Source organism: Streptococcus mitis, from assembly GCF_023109105.1.
GTDB classification, from domain to species: domain Bacteria; phylum Bacillota; class Bacilli; order Lactobacillales; family Streptococcaceae; genus Streptococcus; species Streptococcus mitis_BW.
In genome coordinates, this window is sequence record NZ_JALDTZ010000018.1 from 19,537 (window position 1) to 36,649 (window position 17,113).

Here is a 17,113-nt window from a genome sequence, read left to right on the forward strand (position 1 = left end):
TCTTATTTTCCTTCCATCACATCATTAATTGCAGCCTTGACTGACTCTAAACTGCTATCACTTATCTCCATCATGTAGAGGTTACTCTCAGGCATAGCATAGGATGGTAAATCCATCCGCCCGGTTCCCTTAAGATCCTGTGAATTAATTTTATAAGTTCCACCACTCTCAAGTTGGGCATTGACCAAGTTCATCATGGTTTCAAGTGGCATATTGGTTTGAATCGAATCTTGCAGCCCCTTAATAATACTGTCATAATTTTTCAAAGCTTCTGTCGAGGTTAGCTTTTGCAGTATAGCAACAATGACCTTTTGTTGGTTGCGACCACGATCCCGATCTCCATCTGCTAAAGAATAGCGTTCACGTACAAATCCAAGAGCTTGTTCAGAATCTAAATGAACATTGCCTACTGGGAAATGGAACTTCCCATGTAGGGAAGTGAAATCCTGATCATTATGGACATCAACTCCACCAAGGAGATCAATCAATTTCAAGAAAGAAGTGAAATTCAAACGAGCATAATAGTTCAGGTCAATACCATAAAGATTTTCCAGTGTATGAATGGAAGCATCTACTCCATAAATCCCCGCATGGGTCAACTTATCTTTTTGGTCGTTGCCACCATCGGCAATTGGAACATAGGAATCACGAGGCGTTGTAGTCAAGAGAATCTTTTTCGTTTCACGATTCACTGTCATAATGATATTGACATCCGAACGAGAAACTGAACTGATTGGACCATAAGTATCAATTCCACTGATATAAACGTTGAAACTGTCACCTTTGACATCTTTTGGAGTTTCAACCGTTTTCGTTAATTCTTTGGTATAGATTTTCTTAATTTTTGAAGCATAGTCAGGATATTCTGATTCGATAATGTTTTCAAAGACACTATTTAATATAATCGCCTTTGTATCGCCAGCTAGCAGGCTCTTATAGGCCGCAAGATAGGAGCTACTTTCTTCGACTGTTAACTCCTTATTTTGACTAGCCTTCAGATCATTCATCAACTGTTGGATATTATCCTTATCCGTCCCAGTCGGCCCCGTTACACTGCTTAGCTGACTGATATGATCAATTGAACTATCTGCTAACACCGCAATACTCATCGAATAATTTGAGTAGTTCGATGTCGCATTCAGGCGGCTGGTAAATCCAATGAACTGCCCTACAGTAAAGAGAGAAGTCCCATTAATCAAAATACCTAGTAATAATAAAATCAGCGTTAGATTTTTAACTTTCCTGGACCGAATTAAAAAGAAGCTCACGATGGCTAAGGCCACAATTAAGACAGTAACTACTATATTGAGATATCGGAAGGCTAGCATATTGTACTTGAAAATCAAAAACAATAAAAAGACTGATAGTACTGCATAGATAGCTAGCAACCCCCAACAAATCACTATTTTTGTTTTACCCTGACGAACTCGCTTCGAAGATCTACTCACGATATACCTCTATTATCAATTTTTATTTCATTTTATTATATCATAAAAAATACGCCTGTGTTGTAAATCCGCTTAGGTAAGGCGTTTTCATCTGCTTCCCGAAACATTCTTTTTTACTTGCAAACAATTACTTCAATAAATTTAATATATAAACATAAAAACGAGGTCCCTTACGAAACCTCGCTCATCATTATTTAACATGATTTTCTGCTTCTTTTTGAGCTTTTTCGATTGCTTTTTTGCTTTCTTGCTCCCATTTAGTCTTGGCTTCTTCATACTGTTTGGTCGTAACAGTATCTTTTTGCAGTTTCATGTACTTGTAGTTATTTCCATCGCCCTTGATACCAACCAATGAATAACCTCTTGTAAATGGTGTCACTTTAGTTACAGAAGCTGTTCCACCATTTGACATAGCTGACATAAGGAGAGAGTTATCGATCATCCAAGCTTGAGCTTCGGCGTATTTTTCATAACGCTTCGCCACATCTTTGTTTTCACTATCCGCTTCCTTGAGCATTGTAGTGTAAGTATCTAGACCTAGGCTAGCAATTTTTGCTTTATCTTCCTTGGCATCTAGACCAAAAATCTTGAGGTAGAAACCATCCTCTGCATTGAAAGGATTGAGATAAGTTGATGGATCTTGATAATCACCTACCCAGCCATCAAAGTTCAAATCGTAGTCTCGATCAGCTGGTGTCGGTGCCAAGAAGGCTACGTTATTAAAATCATCTGTTGAAAGTTGTTGAACATCAATGACAATATTATCAGCACCTAAAACCGACTCAAGGGTCTGCTTAACTGAGTTCATGCCTGTCACAGCATTTTTATTTGTCTGATCAACAGCTACATCCAAGTGAATTGGGAAGGTCATACCTTGACTTGCCAATTCTTTTTTGGCTTCTGCAAATTTTGCTTGGGCTTTTTCTTTGTTGAAATAGGCATCCTGAGCATCTGCCAAGTTAATACCTGACCATTCTGTTCCGTAGTTGACCAATTTAGAAGCGACTACTTCTCCAAAGGTCTTATCTCCAACTTGGACAAAGGTAGGAGGAACCAGGGTGTTCCGAAGGGTCTTGCTAGCCGCTTCTTCCCCATTTGACTGAGCAGAATAGGCTGTGCGGTCCAAGGCAAAGTTCACTGCTTGGCGGAACTTCTTGTTCAAAACAGCTGTCTCAGTTGACTTCTTCTGCTCATCTGTCGTTTTAGCAGTGTGATTGTAGACCTTACGATTAACGTTGAAATTGAAATACCAAGAAGTCTTGTCCTGCAAACTATAGACGATATTATCATTATATTTCTCCTTGGTCTTAGCAAAGTTTGAACTATTTGGATAAACCCCAGCGATAGAATAGGCTCCACTTTCAAAGTTACGGATGGTTAATTCTTGGTCTGAGCCATCAAAATAAGCTAATTTCACGTGTTCAATCGATTCTTTGTCATGATCATAGTAATGCGGATTCTTCACATACTCGATAGATGATTTTGATGTGAAATCTTTTAACAAATAAGGTCCGCTGTAGAGAATGCTATCTGGAGATAGGGTACCAAAATCTTTCCCTTTTGAATTTAGAAACTCTTCGTTTACTGGGAAAAGAATACTATTCGTTGTTTTTGAATTCCAGTAAGGCTCTGGACGTGCCAAAGTATACTCAACCGTCTGGTCGTCAATAGCCTTCACCCCAACCTTAGAAAAGTCGGAATCCGCTCCTGTAATATAATCATTCAAGCCCTTGATCGAGTTTTGAATCAAATCAATCGCCTGTGATTTATTATCCACTGCGTACTTGATACCTGTCACAAAATCTTGTGCCTTGACTGGGGCGTACTCTTCACCGTCAGCTGTAAACCATTTGGCATCTTTTCTCAATTTGTAGGTATAAGTCAGGCCGTCACTTGAAACAGACCAGTCCTCTGCTAAAGACGGAACTAGATTTCCATAATTGTCATTTTCAAGCAAACCATCAACTAGGTTAGTAATAATAGCTGTATTATCAGCGTAGTAGTCTAATAAATAGTTAAATGTAGTTGGATTTCCACTAAAGGTTGATGAGTAAGTTTTTGTATCTGAACCTGATTGACCGCAAGCAGCTAAAAGCAAAGCAGCCGCAAAAGTCAGGCCTGCACTAAGGACACGCTTTTTTGTATTCATCTTCTTTCTCCTTTATGTTAGTTTTTATAACATAAGTTTATTTTACCAAATTAGTGGCGATTTGTAAAGTTAATTGAATTTCTAGAATGGAAGTTTATAAACTCTAGGAATTAAAAAAACAAAGGTTTTCTGTCTTTCATACAGTCTTCCCTTGTTTTTATGCGATTTATTGATTAAAAATTATTTGTAAAAACAAGCCTAGACTCATTTTACGTGTTTTTCTAAATCCTTTTGATACTGAGCATTAGATTCTAGTTTTTCCTTTTGCCATTTTTTGAGGGCTGCCTCATACTCTTTAGTCGTAACAATATCATTTTGAAGTTCCATTCCTTTAAAAATAAATGGATCCCCTTTGATACCAACTTGTGAATAAGCTTTAGTAAATGGCACAGAACGACTTACCATAGGAGAACCTCCTGAAGACGCCACTGGAATAAGGAGAGAACTATCTGTTACCCAAGCTTGAGCCTTAGCATATTTTTCATAACGCTCATTGAGGTTACTTGTTTCAGCTGCAGCGTCATCTAAAAGCTTTTTGTACTCATCCAAGCCAATTTTCGCCATAACTTCAGGATCCTTGCCCTTTGTTATACCTAGATGTTTCAAGGCAGAACCCTTCTTAGCATCTAAAATATTGAGATAGGTTGCTGGATCTTGGTAATCTGGTCCCCAACCTGTTCCGTTCAAATCATAGTCTTTTTGCGCTGGCACTTTTGCTTGAGAAGTAATACTCTCCTTCTCATTGTCTGTCATTTGAAGAACATCTACAATGACATTCTCCGTTCCAAGCGTTTCTTCAATTGATTGTTTTAGCGAATTGGTTTGTTGAACCGCAACTACATCTGTCTGTTCTACTGGCACATCCAAATGAATCGGGAAACTTACTCCCTTAGCTTGTAATTCTGACTTCGCTTTCTCAAATGCAGATTTAGCCTTTGTAGGATTGTAAATTGTATCCTTACCATCTGTGAGAGTCACATCTTTCCACTGTTCTCCATATTTCAGTAGTTCATCTTGAGCCAACTGTCCAAAGGTCTTCTCTGCTACTTGAACGTAATTATCTGGTACTAGACTATTACGAATAATCTTATCCGCACCTTCTTCACCGTTTAATTGAGCTGTATAGGCGTGGCGATTGAAGGCAAAATTAATTGCTTGACGGAAATTTTTATTCAGCATGGCTTCTTTTGTAGAAAGCTTTTGTCCTTCATCTGTCTTGGCTGTTTTATTATATGATTGACGATTTACGTTAAAAGTAAAGTAATAACTAGTTGCTTCCTGAGGGCTATAAATAATCTGATCTCCATATTTTTCTTTGGTGGAAGCAAAACTTGAACTATTTGGAAAAAGTCTCGCTGTATTATATGCTCCTGTAGCGAAACTACGGATAAGAGATTCTTGATCCGATCCGTCATAAAATGTTAATTTTACATTATCAATCTTGACATTTTCCTTATCCCAATAGTTAGGATTTTTTTCATATTCAATCACAGATTTAGAAATCAAAGATTTCAAAAAATATGGACCATTGTAAAGAATACTTGATGGGGTTGGCGCTCCGTAATCCTTGCCTGTTGCATTCAAAAATTCTTCATTTACAGGAAGCATGGTTGCTGTTGTTACTTTAGAGTTCCAAAAACTTTCTGGTTTATTGAGGGTATATTCTACCGTATAATCATCAAGAGCTTTAACACCTACAGTTGAAAAATCATTGGTCTCACCACTAACATAAGCTTCCAAACCTTTGATTGATTTTTCAATCAAAGAAAGACCTTCTGACTTACCATCTGCTGCATGTTTCAGACCGGTAACAAAATCCTGTGCCTTAACTTCTGCATACTCCTCTCCTTCAGAAGTATACCATTTCACACCCTTACGAAGTTTGTAAGTGTAAGTCAAACCATCGGCTGAAACAGTCCAATCCTCTGCTAAAGACGGAATAAGATTTCCATATTTATCATTCTCTAAAAGACCATCAACAACATTACCAATCACGTCAGAGGTAGAACTTTTACTCGTAACGCTATAATCCAAGGAAGACGGATCCACTGCATAAACATAAGAAAAACTCCTCGGGGCATCTGCTTTCTTATCACTTTTACCACAAGCTGCCAAAAGAAGGGCTGCACTCAAGGTCACTCCCGCTCCTAAGAGCCACTTTTTCGATTTCATAGGCAATCTCCTTTAAGATAGGTTTTTCACCATTATAACCTATTTTTCTATAAATGCAAGAGCTTTTGAGAGATTTTTTAGAAAATTCTAACAAATATTTTTTAAAGATTTTTCTATACAATTTTTAGTAAAAAACCTCAAACTCTATAAGCTTGAGGTTCCCACTTTTTAGTCAATCAATTCCACACAGAAAGCATCCCATGGAGCCAAGATTTGTTTTTCAAAAACTTCTTGAGCTAGGGTGTTTTCAATCAAGACCGATTTGATTTTTCCTTCTACTGTTAAGTCTTGTTTTTCATTGGATAAGTTAGCCACAACTAGGAAGCAACGGTCACCGTCCTTACGGATATAGGCAAAGACCTTGTCAGCCGTATCAAGCAATTCAAAGTCAGCTCGAATCAGCCAGCTATTCTCCTTACGGATTTGGACCAACTTCTGATAGGTATAGAAAATAGAATCTGGATTTGCCAGTGCTTCTTGAACGTTAATTGCTTGATAGTTTGGATTCACTGGCAACCAAGGTTGACTTATTGAGAAACCAGCATTTTTGCTCTCATCCCATTGCATAGGGGTGCGGGCATTATCTCGTCCAATGACACGGATACTGTCCATGATTTCTTCCATCGGAACGCCTTTTTCTAGAGCCTCACGCGCATAGTTGAGGGATTCAATATCTTCTACTTGATCCAGCGTCTCAAACGGATAATTTGTCATCCCAATTTCCTCACCTTGGTAGATATAAGGAGTCCCTCTCATGAGATGAAGCAAGATGGCAAAGGCTTTGGCAGATTTTTCGCGATATTCTTGGTCATTTCCCCAGATTGAGACGATACGAGGGAGGTCATGATTGTTCCAGAAGAGGGAATTCCAGCCGTCCTCAACTCCTAATTCTGTCTGCCATTTGTTGAAAATCTCTTTTAACTTAGTGATATTCAGCTCTTTTTGATAGTGCCACTTAGGTTGACCTTCCTGATACTGAAGACAAATATGTTCAAATTGGAAGACCATAGACAATTCTTGCCTCTTTGGATCAGAGTAGAGCTTGGCAATTTCTGGCGTTGCTCCCCAAGTCTCCCCTACTGTCAAGAGATTCTTATCTCCAAAGGTCGCCTGATTCATCTCCTTGAGATAAGGATGGAGCATAGGTCCATTATTGACTACCTTCTCATCAGGAATTTTCCCAATCATGTCAATGACATCCATACGGAAACCGCCAATCCCTTTATCAATCCAAAAGTTCATCATCTCATAAATTTTCTGGCGAAGTTTTTCATTCTCCCAGTTGAGATCGGGCTGTTTCTTACTGAAAAAGTGGAGATAGTATTGACCTGACTTTTTATCGTATTCCCAAGCAGATCCACCAAAGATAGAATCAAGGTCGTTGGGTTCATCCCGCCAGATATAGTAATCTCGCTCAGGGCTATCAGGATTTTCACAGGCCTCGACAAACCAAGCATGCTCATCTGAAGTATGATTGACCACCAAGTCCATGATGATACGAATATCACGCTTCTTAGCTTCTGCTATCAGTTGGTCCATATCCTCCATGGTCCCAAAAATAGCCGCAATCGCTTGATAATCAGCAATATCATAACCATTATCATCCATAGGACTATCATAAACGGGAGAAAGCCAAATCGCTGTAATCCCCAGCTTGGTTAGATAGTCTAACTTACTAGTAATTCCTGGCAAATCGCCAATTCCATCTCCATTACTATCCATAAAACTCTTTGGATAGACTTGATAGACTACGGCATTGTGCCACCATTTTTCTTGCATTTTCTTACCTCATTATTTTAATAATCCACAGTCTATGATAGCGCTTTTCGGAGCTTTATGCAAGCGTTTGCCTAATCTTTTTGATTTCTTTTTTAACTCCATAGTTTCCTAACTTCCAATTTTTTATTATAATAGAGGTCAGAGGTAAAAAAATGAAAAAACAAGCTTTTAGTTCTGAACAATATTTGAATCTACAACGCGACCACATCTTGGAGCGCATTAACCAATTTGACGGCAAACTCTACTTAGAGTTTGGTGGCAAAATGTTAGAAGATTTCCACGCTGCTCGTGTCCTTCCTGGCTATGAGCCTGACAACAAAATCAAGCTCTTGCAGGAGTTGAAAGAGCAAGTTGAAGTTGTGATTACCATTAATGCTAGCAACATCGAACATTCCAAGGCACGTGGTGACCTAGGCATTTCTTATGACCAAGAAGTCCTTCGTTTGATTGATAAATTCAATGAATTAGGGATTTTTGTTGGCTCCGTTGTCATTACACAATACGCTGGACAACCCGCTGCAGATGCCTTCCGCAACCAGTTAGATAAAAACGGAATTGATTCTTATCTTCATTATCCAATCAAAGGATATCCGACGGATATGGATCACATCATTTCTCCAGAAGGCATGGGAAAAAATGACTACATCAAAACTAGTCGCAACTTGATCGTCGTAACTGCTCCTGGACCTGGTTCTGGAAAATTGGCGACCTGCATGTCCAATATGTACCACGACCAAATCAACGGTATCAAGTCTGGTTACGCTAAATTTGAAACTTTCCCAGTTTGGAATCTACCCCTTCATCACCCAGTCAATTTGGCCTATGAGGCCGCCACAGCTGACCTTGATGATGTCAACATGATTGACCCCTTCCATCTCCAAACCTACGGAGAAACCACTGTCAACTACAACCGTGATATCGAAATTTTCCCAGTGCTCAAGCGCATGTTGGAACGTATCCTTGGGGAATCTCCATACGCTTCTCCAACAGACATGGGTGTCAACATGGTTGGTTTCGCTATCACAGATAATGAGGCTGCTATCGAAGCTTCTAAACAAGAAATCATCCGCCGTTACTATCAGACTGTTCTTGATTTTAAAGCTGAAAAAGTTGGGGAATCTGCTGTCAAGAAAATCGAGTTGCTTATGAATGACCTCGGCATCACACCTGCAGACCGTAAGGTTGCTGTTGTTGCACGCCAAAAAGCAGAAGAAACTGGCGGACCAGCCCTAGCTCTTGAATTGCCAAGCGGGGAAATCGTGACTGGTAAGAACTCAGAACTCTTTGGCCCTACAGCAGCTGCTCTTATCAACGCCATCAAGAAATCAGCTAACATCGCTAAAGAAGTAAAACTAATCGAGCCTGAAGTTGTTAAGCCAATCCAAGGTCTTAAAATCGATCATCTCGGTAGCCGTAATCCACGCCTGCATTCAAATGAAATCCTGATTGCACTAGCTATCACAGCTACGGAAAATCCTGACGCTGCTCGCGCTATGGAAGAACTTGGCAACCTCAAAGGAAGCGAAGCTCACTCAACTATCATCTTGACAGATGAAGACAAGAATGTCCTTCGTAAATTGGGGATCAACGTAACCTTTGACCCCTACTACCAATACGACCGTTTGTATCGTAAGTAAAGATTTGAACCTCTCCACTCTCGGAGAGGTTTTCTCTCTGTCTCAGGAGCCAGCTTTATGTTATAATGAAAGAAGAAAACTGAAAGGATTTACCATGTCAAAAGAAGTTATTGTTGAAAGTTTTGAACTTGACCACACCATTGTTAAAGCACCCTATGTCCGCTTGATTGGGGAAGAAACAGGACCAAAAGGAGACATCATCTCCAATTATGATATTCGCTTGGTGCAACCAAACGAAGACTCGATCCCTACTGCCGGCCTTCACACTATCGAGCACCTCTTGGCAAAACTCATCCGCACCCGCATTGACGGCATGATCGACTGTTCACCATTTGGTTGCCGCACAGGCTTCCACATGATTATGTGGGGGCGTCATACCAGCGCTGAAATTGCATCTGTTATCAAGGATTCGCTCAAGGAAATCGCTGAAACTACCACTTGGGAAGATGTCCCTGGAACAACCATCGAATCTTGCGGAAACTACAAGGATCACAGCCTCTTCTCTGCTAAAGAATGGGCTAAACTCATCTTGAAACAAGGAATCTCAGATGATGCCTTTGAGCGTCATGTCATCTAAACACAAAAAAGGAACCAGTTTTTCAGCTGGCTCCTTCTTTTTTATTCTCAAAATCTCTAGTTAAGCTTTCTCACGAATAACCAAACCACCATCTTCCATATCTGCTTCTAGGTGTTTGGCATCTAGGTGATCCAAATGGAAGTCTGTCACCTTATCACGAATTTCTTGTTCAACCACGCGACGGAGCGGACGAACACCCATGACTTCGTCATAACCTTCTTCTGTGATATAGTCTTTAGCCGCTTGACTGACTACCAAATCAATATCTTTCTTAGCCAAGGTTTGGTTGACTTCAGCTAACATCAAGTCCACAATCTTAGAAAGGTCTTCCTTCGTCAAGTGTGAGAACTCGATAACTGCGTTGAAGCGGTTAAGGAATTCTGGGCGGAAGAATGGTTTCAAACGGTCCATCAATTCTGGTTTATCCGCATCTTCTGTCAAGTTGTCTTCATAGCCAAATCCAGCATTTGAAGTCGCAATAATGACAGTGTTCTTGAAGTTTACTGTATTTCCTTGACCATCCGTCAAACGACCATCATCCAAGACTTGGAGGAGAAGAGTGATTACTTGAGGATCAGCCTTTTCAATCTCATCCAAGAGAATGATAGAGTATGGATTGCGACGAACACGTTCTGTTAATGTATTGCTATTATCATCATAACCCACATATCCTGCTGTTGTACCAATTAGCTTAGAAACGGCTGTGCGGTCGCTATATTCCGACATATCCAAACGGATGATAGCATCCTTGGTACCAAACATATCCAGTGCCAATTGCTTAGCAAGTTCCGTCTTACCAACCCCAGTTGGACCTACAAAGAGGAAGCTACCGATTGGGCGATTGCCTTCATCGAAACCAGCACGGTTACGACGGATGGCACGAGCTACAGCTTCAACTGCCTTGTCTTGGCCAATCACCTTGTCTTGCAGACGATGAGCCATATCTTTCAAACGTTCGATGTCTGATGCTCCCATTTGTGACACTGGGATACCCGTCATTCGTTCCACAGATTCAGCCACATCGTTGACACTTGCAGTCACCTTCATATCTTCTGTGTGGTTTTCGATTTTCTTTTCTAATTCTGCAATGCGTGTTTTATAGTTTAGAGCTGCTTCAAAATCTTCTGCCTCAACAGCTTTTTCTTGCTTGTCTTTTTCTACCTCAATTTCACGTTCAACAGCATGAACATCTGTTACTGGATGCTGAGCTGCCAAGTGAGCCGCCGTTACATCGACAAGGTCGATAGCCTTATCTGGCAAGCTACGTTGAGGAATATACTGAACAGAATAATCCACTGCTGCTTTCAAGACTTCATCTGGCAAAATGACATTGTGGTGTTGTTGATAGAGATCACGAATTCCTTGAAGAATTTTATATGTATCCTCTGCTGAAGGGGCATTGACCTTGACTTCGTTGAAACGACGAGCAAGAGCAGCATTCTTCAAGATGGTGTTACGGTATTCATCTTGAGTCGTTGCCCCAATCACTGTCAACTCACCACGAGAGAGAGCTGGCTTGAGAATATCCGCAAGCCCTTTAGAACCACTATCTCCACCAGTGCTACCGGCACCGAGAATTTGATGAATTTCATCAAAGAAGAGGATAATATTGCCTGCTTCTTTTACTTCATTGACCAAGTTTTGAACGTTTTCTTCAAAGCTACCACGGTATTGAGTACCAGCCTCAAGACCTGAGATATCAATAGAAATAATTTCCTTGTTCTTGATGGCAGCTGGAACATCTCCATTCACAATAGCTTGCGCTAGACCTTCGACAACAGCTGTCTTACCAACACCTGCATCTCCGACCAAAACAGGATTGTTCTTAGTACGGCGTGAAAGGATTTCAGATGTTTCTTGAATTTCCTTATTTCGTCCGATAACAGGATCCAGCTTGCCCTCACGTGCTTCTGATGTCAAGTTACGACCGAGTTTAGCAAGGACACCATCTTGTTTCATACCTAAAGCCTGTTGTTGCATTTGCGCATCAGATTCTGCATTTCCTGGCAATTGACCAGTTGCACGATAGTGAGCAAATTCCTCAGGTGTGACTTCACGTCCATTGATCAAGTAACGGCGATTTTCAGAACTATATCCTCGCATACCACCCATCAATTGGTTAAATAAATCATCCATGTTGTTAAAGTTATTAAAGTTGTTGTTCATATTCTTTACCTCTTTTTGTTTACTTAGTTATGATTACTGATATTGACTATCTTTGACCTTTGTTTTAAAAAATTTAGACTAGCTAAATAGCTACTCTACGTACTATTTCTGGTTTTTCTTTTTCAAGTAGGAGTAGACTATCTTTACTTCTGAAAATTTCTAGATTAAACATAGACACACCTCTTTCTATTTTACTTTAAATAATACTCTTCGAAAATCTCTTCAAACAACGTCAGCTCTATCTGCAACCTCAGAACAGTGTTTTGAGCAACCTGCGCTAGCTTCCTAGTTTACTCTTTGATTTTCATTAAGTATAAGTGTTCTAGTAAGGCTTTCATTTACCTTACGTTCATAATATACTACATTAGTCAGAAAAGGTCAAGAGATTTGACTTTAATTGACCAATATTTTTTAGAATGCAAAAACACCCTGAAATATCAGGGTGCTATTCTTACATCAAATACAAAATTGCTAGTGTCAAGAGACTTGCTAGAAGTCCCACTCCCCAAAAGAAGAAGTCAACCTTCCACTCGCTCCAAGGATTTCCTTTACCAGACAATCCTCCAAGTTCAAAATGGTGATGCACAGGCGTCATACGGAAAATACGTTTGCCACCAGTCATTTTGAAATAACTGACTTGCATCATAACCGAAGTTGTTTCAAAGACATAAACAATTCCAATAATCAAGAGAGTCCATTCTTGGTGGAGGGCCATAGAAATAGCTGCCAACATTCCACCTAGAGCCAAACTTCCTACATCCCCCATAAAGACCTTTGCAGGCTTATGGTTAAAGACGAAGAAGCCGAGCAAGCCACCAATCATGGCTAGAATCACCAGAAGAATATCCATCTGACCTTGCACATAGGCAATAACTCCATAAGCAGACAAACTAATCACCACTGAAATACTAGCTAGACCGTCAATGCCGTCTGTCAAGTTGACTGCATTTGAAAAACCAACTAGCCAGAAAAGGGCGAAGACAATATAGAAAATCCCTAGATGCACTTGGTAGCCAAAGACTGAAAGCATATCGCCACCGCGCTCATAGAAAAGGTAAAAAATGACACCACCTAGAAGCTGAAGAGCCAATTTCTGCTTGGGATTTAGCCCCTCATTGATTTTGCGGAAGACCTTGAGGAAGTCGTCCAAAAATCCGATTAAACCATAAAGAACCAAGATAAATAAAATCATACCAACATTATTGCTGAGTTGATTACTAAATAGGGCGAAAAAGAAAGCAACTAAAACAGAAGCAATTAAGAAAACCAAACCTCCCATTGTAGGAGTCCCAGCTTTTGCCTGGTGCTGTTTGACATCCTCATGCATCTGCTGGCCTGTAATTTGCGCCTTTCTATAAAATTGGATAAAGGCCGGAATTCCTACTAAAGTTAGTAAAAATGTCACAATTCCAGCACTGATGGAAATAAACATATTAGTCTCCTAAAGTTAATTTAATTTTTTTAATGTTTTTGATAGCTGTATTAGTCCGAACATCTTGCTTCTGAACAACAGAACCTGACCCTTCAAATTCCAGCTCAATATCCAACCATTTAGCAAAGGCCTCAGCAGTCTCTTTTTTCCAGCCATACATGTCTGGAATTTCTTCTACCTTATCCGATAAAAGGAGAACTTGTTGGTTTGGTGCAAGATTGGTCCCTTCTTCTACAGATGATTCTTTAATCTTTGTTCCAGTACCTACAACGATTGGTTGCACAATATTTCGGCGTAAGGCTTCTGCCAAATCACCAGGTGAAATATCCTTGATGCTAGGCATTGCATAAGAAGACTCTGTCGTCACTTGATCTAAATTCTTAGCAGGAGATTGAAGATTGAGAGATTCTTTCATAGCTGAAGCTCTTTCAAGAATTGGGTTGGCAAATTCTCCCAATTGGATACCTGAATAATGTTCAGGCTGTTGAACCGTTACATACAAGATAAAATCAGGATTTTCAGCAGGGTTCATAGCCACAACCGAGAAAATGTAGTTGGTAGAACCAACCAAGTAGCCTCCATTTTTCTCGTCAGCGATTTGGGCTGTACCAGACTTGAGGGCTACATTTTGACCTGGAACATTGACAGTTGCTTTTCCTGTACTATGATTGTACATAGTTCCATATCTAGGATCCGTTCCTACCAAGACCATGTGAGTACGAGTTTGGCTAGCTGCATCTTTCGAAACGGGATTTCCTACGATTTCTTTTTGAGATTTACGAACGGTTTGATCATTTGGATCATACAAGGCCGTAATAAATTTCGGCTCTAACATAACACCATCATTGGCAATGGCTGTAAAAGCACGTAGCATCTGGGTCTGCGTTACAGAAATCCCCTGACCAAATGCACTCATGGCAATATTGACAATATTATCAGCTGGAAGTTGACCAGCGTATTCATCTGTCAAGCCAAAGCGAGTTGGGACCCCAAATTTAAAGCGGTTTAGATAATCCAACCAAGTAGTATCTCCCATTTTTTGTTCAAGTAGACTCATTCCAACATTACTGGAGTGAGCGAAACCTTGTAAGAAAGTCATCATCCCACCAGTAGTCAAACCATCATTAACATCCCAATCTCGAATCGTCACATCCGCTATTTTTAATTCACTGCTATTGAAGTATTCTCCACTTGGGAAGGTATTATTATCAATAGAAGAAGCTAACGTCATAACCTTCATGGCTGATCCTGGTTCATAGTTACTTTGATAAAGAATATCACGCCAAACAAAGTCCTCAGTGATTCCTTCTTTAGTATCTGCATTAAAGGTAGGTCGTTGGGTGGTAGCGAGGATTTCACCGGTCTTTGCACTGACCAAGGTCGCGGTCATGTACTTACCTTTTACTTTTTCTAGAAAGGCATCCATCTGAGTTTCCATGAAAGATTGTAGCGGACTAGACAATGTTGTATAAACATCCTTACCATTCACAGTCTTCTGTGATATCTGTTCTGTACCTGGGACGATATTTCCTACACGGTCTTTTTCATAGGTAATAATACCGTCTGTCCCAGCAAGAATGGTATTCAAGGAACTCTCTAAACCAGAAGTTCCTAACAAACTCTTGCTACCATCCTCATTTTCATGAAGTTGGGCTAAACCAATAAAACTAGATGCAAATTGTCCATTTGGATAGCTTCTGTTAGGGCTAGTTGTAAAGTCAATCCCTTCCACACTAGCATCTTTTAATTCTTTTTTTATAGCCATCATATTGGCATAGGTAATCCCATTTCCTTTTGCACCAAAGGAAACCTGGGTCAGATTTGGTTGACCCAGTTGTTCTTTCACATAAGCTTCATCCATATCCAAATACTTATGGAAGACTTCAGCTACCTTATTAAATTGAGAATCCTCTACATAAAGAATTTTACCCGTTGCTGACTTGTATTTTTTATCAATAACAGCATAGACGTTATAAGAGGTCGCATCTTCAGCGATAGGCACTCCATTTCGGTCATAAATAGTCCCACGTTTGGCAGGAACTGTTCGGGTTGTTTGGTGAACTTTTCTAGCCTCTTTCACCAAGTCAGTACCAAATATATTACCTTTTGCGATAATATACGCAAAATTGGCCAAAAAGAGGGCGAAAAGAGCAACAGCTACAAAGCTGAGGTACTTGCCAACTATCCTACGGTTTTTTGCTGGAGATTTACGATTTTTTATCGCAAATCGGGTTATTTTTTCTGTCCATTTCATATCTTACTCCGCTGTTCGGATATTTTCATTATTCAATTTCAAATCTTTTTTATCTGCAATCTCTTTCAAGCGCTCTAAACGAATCAATTCATTGACTTCCTGCTTGGCATCATCGAGCTCTGTCTTCTTCTCCTCTATCTGCGCATTGATTTTTGTCAAATCACTTTGCACTTGCAGGAGCCGTGTCTGCATAAAGATAATGCTCACTGCTAAAACAAGAGCCGTGAAAGCGATGGAAAGATAAAAAGCCTTCTCCACACGGGAGAATTTTTTTATACGACTCTGCAAGAATTGACTGGTTGTTTCTTTCTTATCTACCATTTTTTCCTCTTACTTGTGAATTTTTCTGGCCACGCGCAACTTGGCTGAGTGCGAGCGGTTATTGGCTTCTAATTCCTCTGCACTTGGCAAGATTGGCTTACGGGATACCAATTCCATCTTGGGCTTGAGATCATCTGGGATGAAAGGCAAACCTTTGGGAACTTCAACCGTTGAAGCTTCCTTGAATAACTGCTTAGTCAAGCGGTCTTCCAAGGAATGAAAGGTAATCACTGAGATTCTCCCATCCAGAGCCAACATATCCATAGCCTGCTGGATAGATTCATCCGCCGCTCCCAGTTCATCATTGACTTCAATTCGAATAGCCTGAAAAATCTGCTTAGCAGGATGCCCCTTCTTCTTGAGTTCTTTTGCAGGTTTAGCCGACTTGATAATTTCTGCCAACTCAGTCGTTGTCTCGATTGGCTTGACTTCCCGCGCCTGTTCAATCTTACGCGCAATCTGTTTAGAGAATTTGTCCTCGCCATACTTGAAGAAAATACGAACCAAGTCATGATAGTCATAGTGGTTCACCACTTCATAGGCTGTCAAACTAGCTTCCTGATTCATGCGCATGTCCAGTGGCGCATCCTTTTTATAAGAAAAACCACGCTCACGCTGGTCCAATTGAGGACTAGACACTCCCAAGTCATAACAAATTCCATCAATTTCCTGAACACCAGCTTCACGTAAACGTGCCTGTAAATGACGGAAGTTATCCTTGATAAAGGTCACCATCCCCTTTTCAATGTAAGATGCCAAGCGTTTTTGTGCATTGTCAATGGCATTCTGGTCCCGGTCAAAGGCATAGAGATGGCCTTTTTCACTTAATTTACTTAATAAATATTCGCTATGGCCCGCTCCACCCAAAGTTGCATCAACGTAGATACCGTCAGGCTTTACGTCGAGCATATCAATCGTTTCGTGGAGTAAGACCGTTACATGATGAAATTCTTTTGTCATATCTTATTTATTTTACCACAAATCCGACCAGCTTGCACTAGTCAGACAAATAGGCCAAAAAAAGTAAGATTTCTTTAAGAAATGGTAACTTCTCAAAGTAACTTCCACTTGTCTGACCAAAGTGGAAGTTAGTCTAAAACAAATTTTTATGGTGGAATTAAGTATGAGACGTTTGAGTTAGAAATGAGGTCTACTATGACAAAACATAAACATCTTAC

At 40.1% G+C, this 17,113-nt stretch carries 11 protein-coding genes; 2 read left to right on the plus strand and 9 right to left on the minus strand.

Annotated features, from left to right (window positions below):
* Positions 1 to 2: 2 nt before the first annotated feature.
* The 4 genes from M1F37_RS08925 to M1F37_RS08940 all read right to left on the minus strand — a co-directional run bounded on the left by M1F37_RS08925 (position 3) and on the right by M1F37_RS08940 (position 7,548).
* Positions 3 to 1,448: an LCP family protein gene (locus tag M1F37_RS08925; protein WP_247935530.1), complete on the minus strand. Its 1,446-nt coding sequence runs from the start codon at positions 1,446 to 1,448 to the stop codon at positions 3 to 5.
* 190 nt (positions 1,449 to 1,638) lie between these two features.
* Positions 1,639 to 3,597: a peptide ABC transporter substrate-binding protein gene (locus M1F37_RS08930; RefSeq protein WP_247935531.1), complete on the minus strand. Its 1,959-nt coding sequence runs from the start codon at positions 3,595 to 3,597 to the stop codon at positions 1,639 to 1,641.
* Between the two features lie 204 nt (positions 3,598 to 3,801).
* Positions 3,802 to 5,769, minus strand: a complete 1,968-nt coding sequence (locus M1F37_RS08935) for a peptide ABC transporter substrate-binding protein (RefSeq protein ID WP_247935532.1) — start codon at positions 5,767 to 5,769, stop codon at positions 3,802 to 3,804.
* A gap of 168 nt (positions 5,770 to 5,937) precedes the next feature.
* Complete coding sequence (locus M1F37_RS08940; RefSeq protein ID WP_247935533.1) at positions 5,938 to 7,548, minus strand: glycoside hydrolase family 13 protein; 1,611 nt, start codon at positions 7,546 to 7,548, stop codon at positions 5,938 to 5,940.
* Positions 7,549 to 7,700: 152 nt separating this feature from the next.
* Between M1F37_RS08940 and M1F37_RS08945 the strand changes: the two genes are divergently transcribed.
* Both M1F37_RS08945 and M1F37_RS08950 read left to right on the plus strand, forming a co-directional pair.
* Positions 7,701 to 9,185: a DUF1846 domain-containing protein gene (locus M1F37_RS08945; protein WP_247935534.1), complete on the plus strand. Its 1,485-nt coding sequence runs from the start codon at positions 7,701 to 7,703 to the stop codon at positions 9,183 to 9,185.
* A 94-nt stretch (positions 9,186 to 9,279) separates the two neighbouring features.
* The gene (locus tag M1F37_RS08950) at positions 9,280 to 9,762 is read left to right on the plus strand and encodes an S-ribosylhomocysteine lyase (RefSeq protein WP_247935535.1); all 483 of its coding nucleotides are present in this window, start codon (positions 9,280 to 9,282) and stop codon (positions 9,760 to 9,762) included.
* A gap of 60 nt (positions 9,763 to 9,822) precedes the next feature.
* Here the strand turns inward: M1F37_RS08950 and M1F37_RS08955 are convergent, their stop codons facing one another.
* The 5 genes from M1F37_RS08955 to rsmH form a co-directional block, all read right to left on the minus strand.
* Entirely contained in the window at positions 9,823 to 11,928 is a 2,106-nt protein-coding gene (locus M1F37_RS08955; protein WP_247935536.1) for an ATP-dependent Clp protease ATP-binding subunit, read from the minus strand.
* Positions 11,929 to 12,379: 451 nt separating this feature from the next.
* Complete coding sequence (mraY, locus tag M1F37_RS08960; RefSeq protein ID WP_000470820.1) at positions 12,380 to 13,360, minus strand: phospho-N-acetylmuramoyl-pentapeptide-transferase; 981 nt, start codon at positions 13,358 to 13,360, stop codon at positions 12,380 to 12,382.
* A gap of 1 nt (position 13,361) precedes the next feature.
* A complete protein-coding gene (gene pbp2X, locus M1F37_RS08965) occupies positions 13,362 to 15,614 on the minus strand; it encodes a penicillin-binding protein PBP2X (RefSeq protein ID WP_247935537.1) in 2,253 nt (750 codons plus the stop codon).
* A 3-nt stretch (positions 15,615 to 15,617) separates the two neighbouring features.
* Positions 15,618 to 15,935: a cell division protein FtsL gene (gene ftsL / locus M1F37_RS08970; RefSeq protein ID WP_247935538.1), complete on the minus strand. Its 318-nt coding sequence runs from the start codon at positions 15,933 to 15,935 to the stop codon at positions 15,618 to 15,620.
* A 9-nt stretch (positions 15,936 to 15,944) separates the two neighbouring features.
* Positions 15,945 to 16,895, minus strand: a complete 951-nt coding sequence (gene rsmH / locus M1F37_RS08975; protein ID WP_247935539.1) for a 16S rRNA (cytosine(1402)-N(4))-methyltransferase RsmH — start codon at positions 16,893 to 16,895, stop codon at positions 15,945 to 15,947.
* Positions 16,896 to 17,113 lie beyond the last annotated feature (218 nt).

What these genes read in the sequence shown, in the direction of transcription:
- M1F37_RS08930 (WP_247935531.1), bottom strand. Translation starts at nt 3,597, where the DNA reads ATGAATACAAAAAAGCGTGTCCTTAGTGCAGGCCTGACTTTTGCGGCT.
- M1F37_RS08935 (WP_247935532.1), bottom strand. Translation starts at nt 5,769, where the DNA reads ATGAAATCGAAAAAGTGGCTCTTAGGAGCGGGAGTGACCTTGAGTGCA.
- M1F37_RS08940 (WP_247935533.1), bottom strand. Translation starts at nt 7,548, where the DNA reads ATGCAAGAAAAATGGTGGCACAATGCCGTAGTCTATCAAGTCTATCCA.
- M1F37_RS08945 (WP_247935534.1), top strand. Translation starts at nt 7,701, where the DNA reads ATGAAAAAACAAGCTTTTAGTTCTGAACAATATTTGAATCTACAACGC.
- M1F37_RS08950 (WP_247935535.1), top strand. Translation starts at nt 9,280, where the DNA reads ATGTCAAAAGAAGTTATTGTTGAAAGTTTTGAACTTGACCACACCATT.
- M1F37_RS08955 (WP_247935536.1), bottom strand. Translation starts at nt 11,928, where the DNA reads ATGAACAACAACTTTAATAACTTTAACAACATGGATGATTTATTTAAC.
- mraY (WP_000470820.1), bottom strand. Translation starts at nt 13,360, where the DNA reads ATGTTTATTTCCATCAGTGCTGGAATTGTGACATTTTTACTAACTTTA.
- pbp2X (WP_247935537.1), bottom strand. Translation starts at nt 15,614, where the DNA reads ATGAAATGGACAGAAAAAATAACCCGATTTGCGATAAAAAATCGTAAA.
- ftsL (WP_247935538.1), bottom strand. Translation starts at nt 15,935, where the DNA reads ATGGTAGATAAGAAAGAAACAACCAGTCAATTCTTGCAGAGTCGTATA.
- rsmH (WP_247935539.1), bottom strand. Translation starts at nt 16,895, where the DNA reads ATGACAAAAGAATTTCATCATGTAACGGTCTTACTCCACGAAACGATT.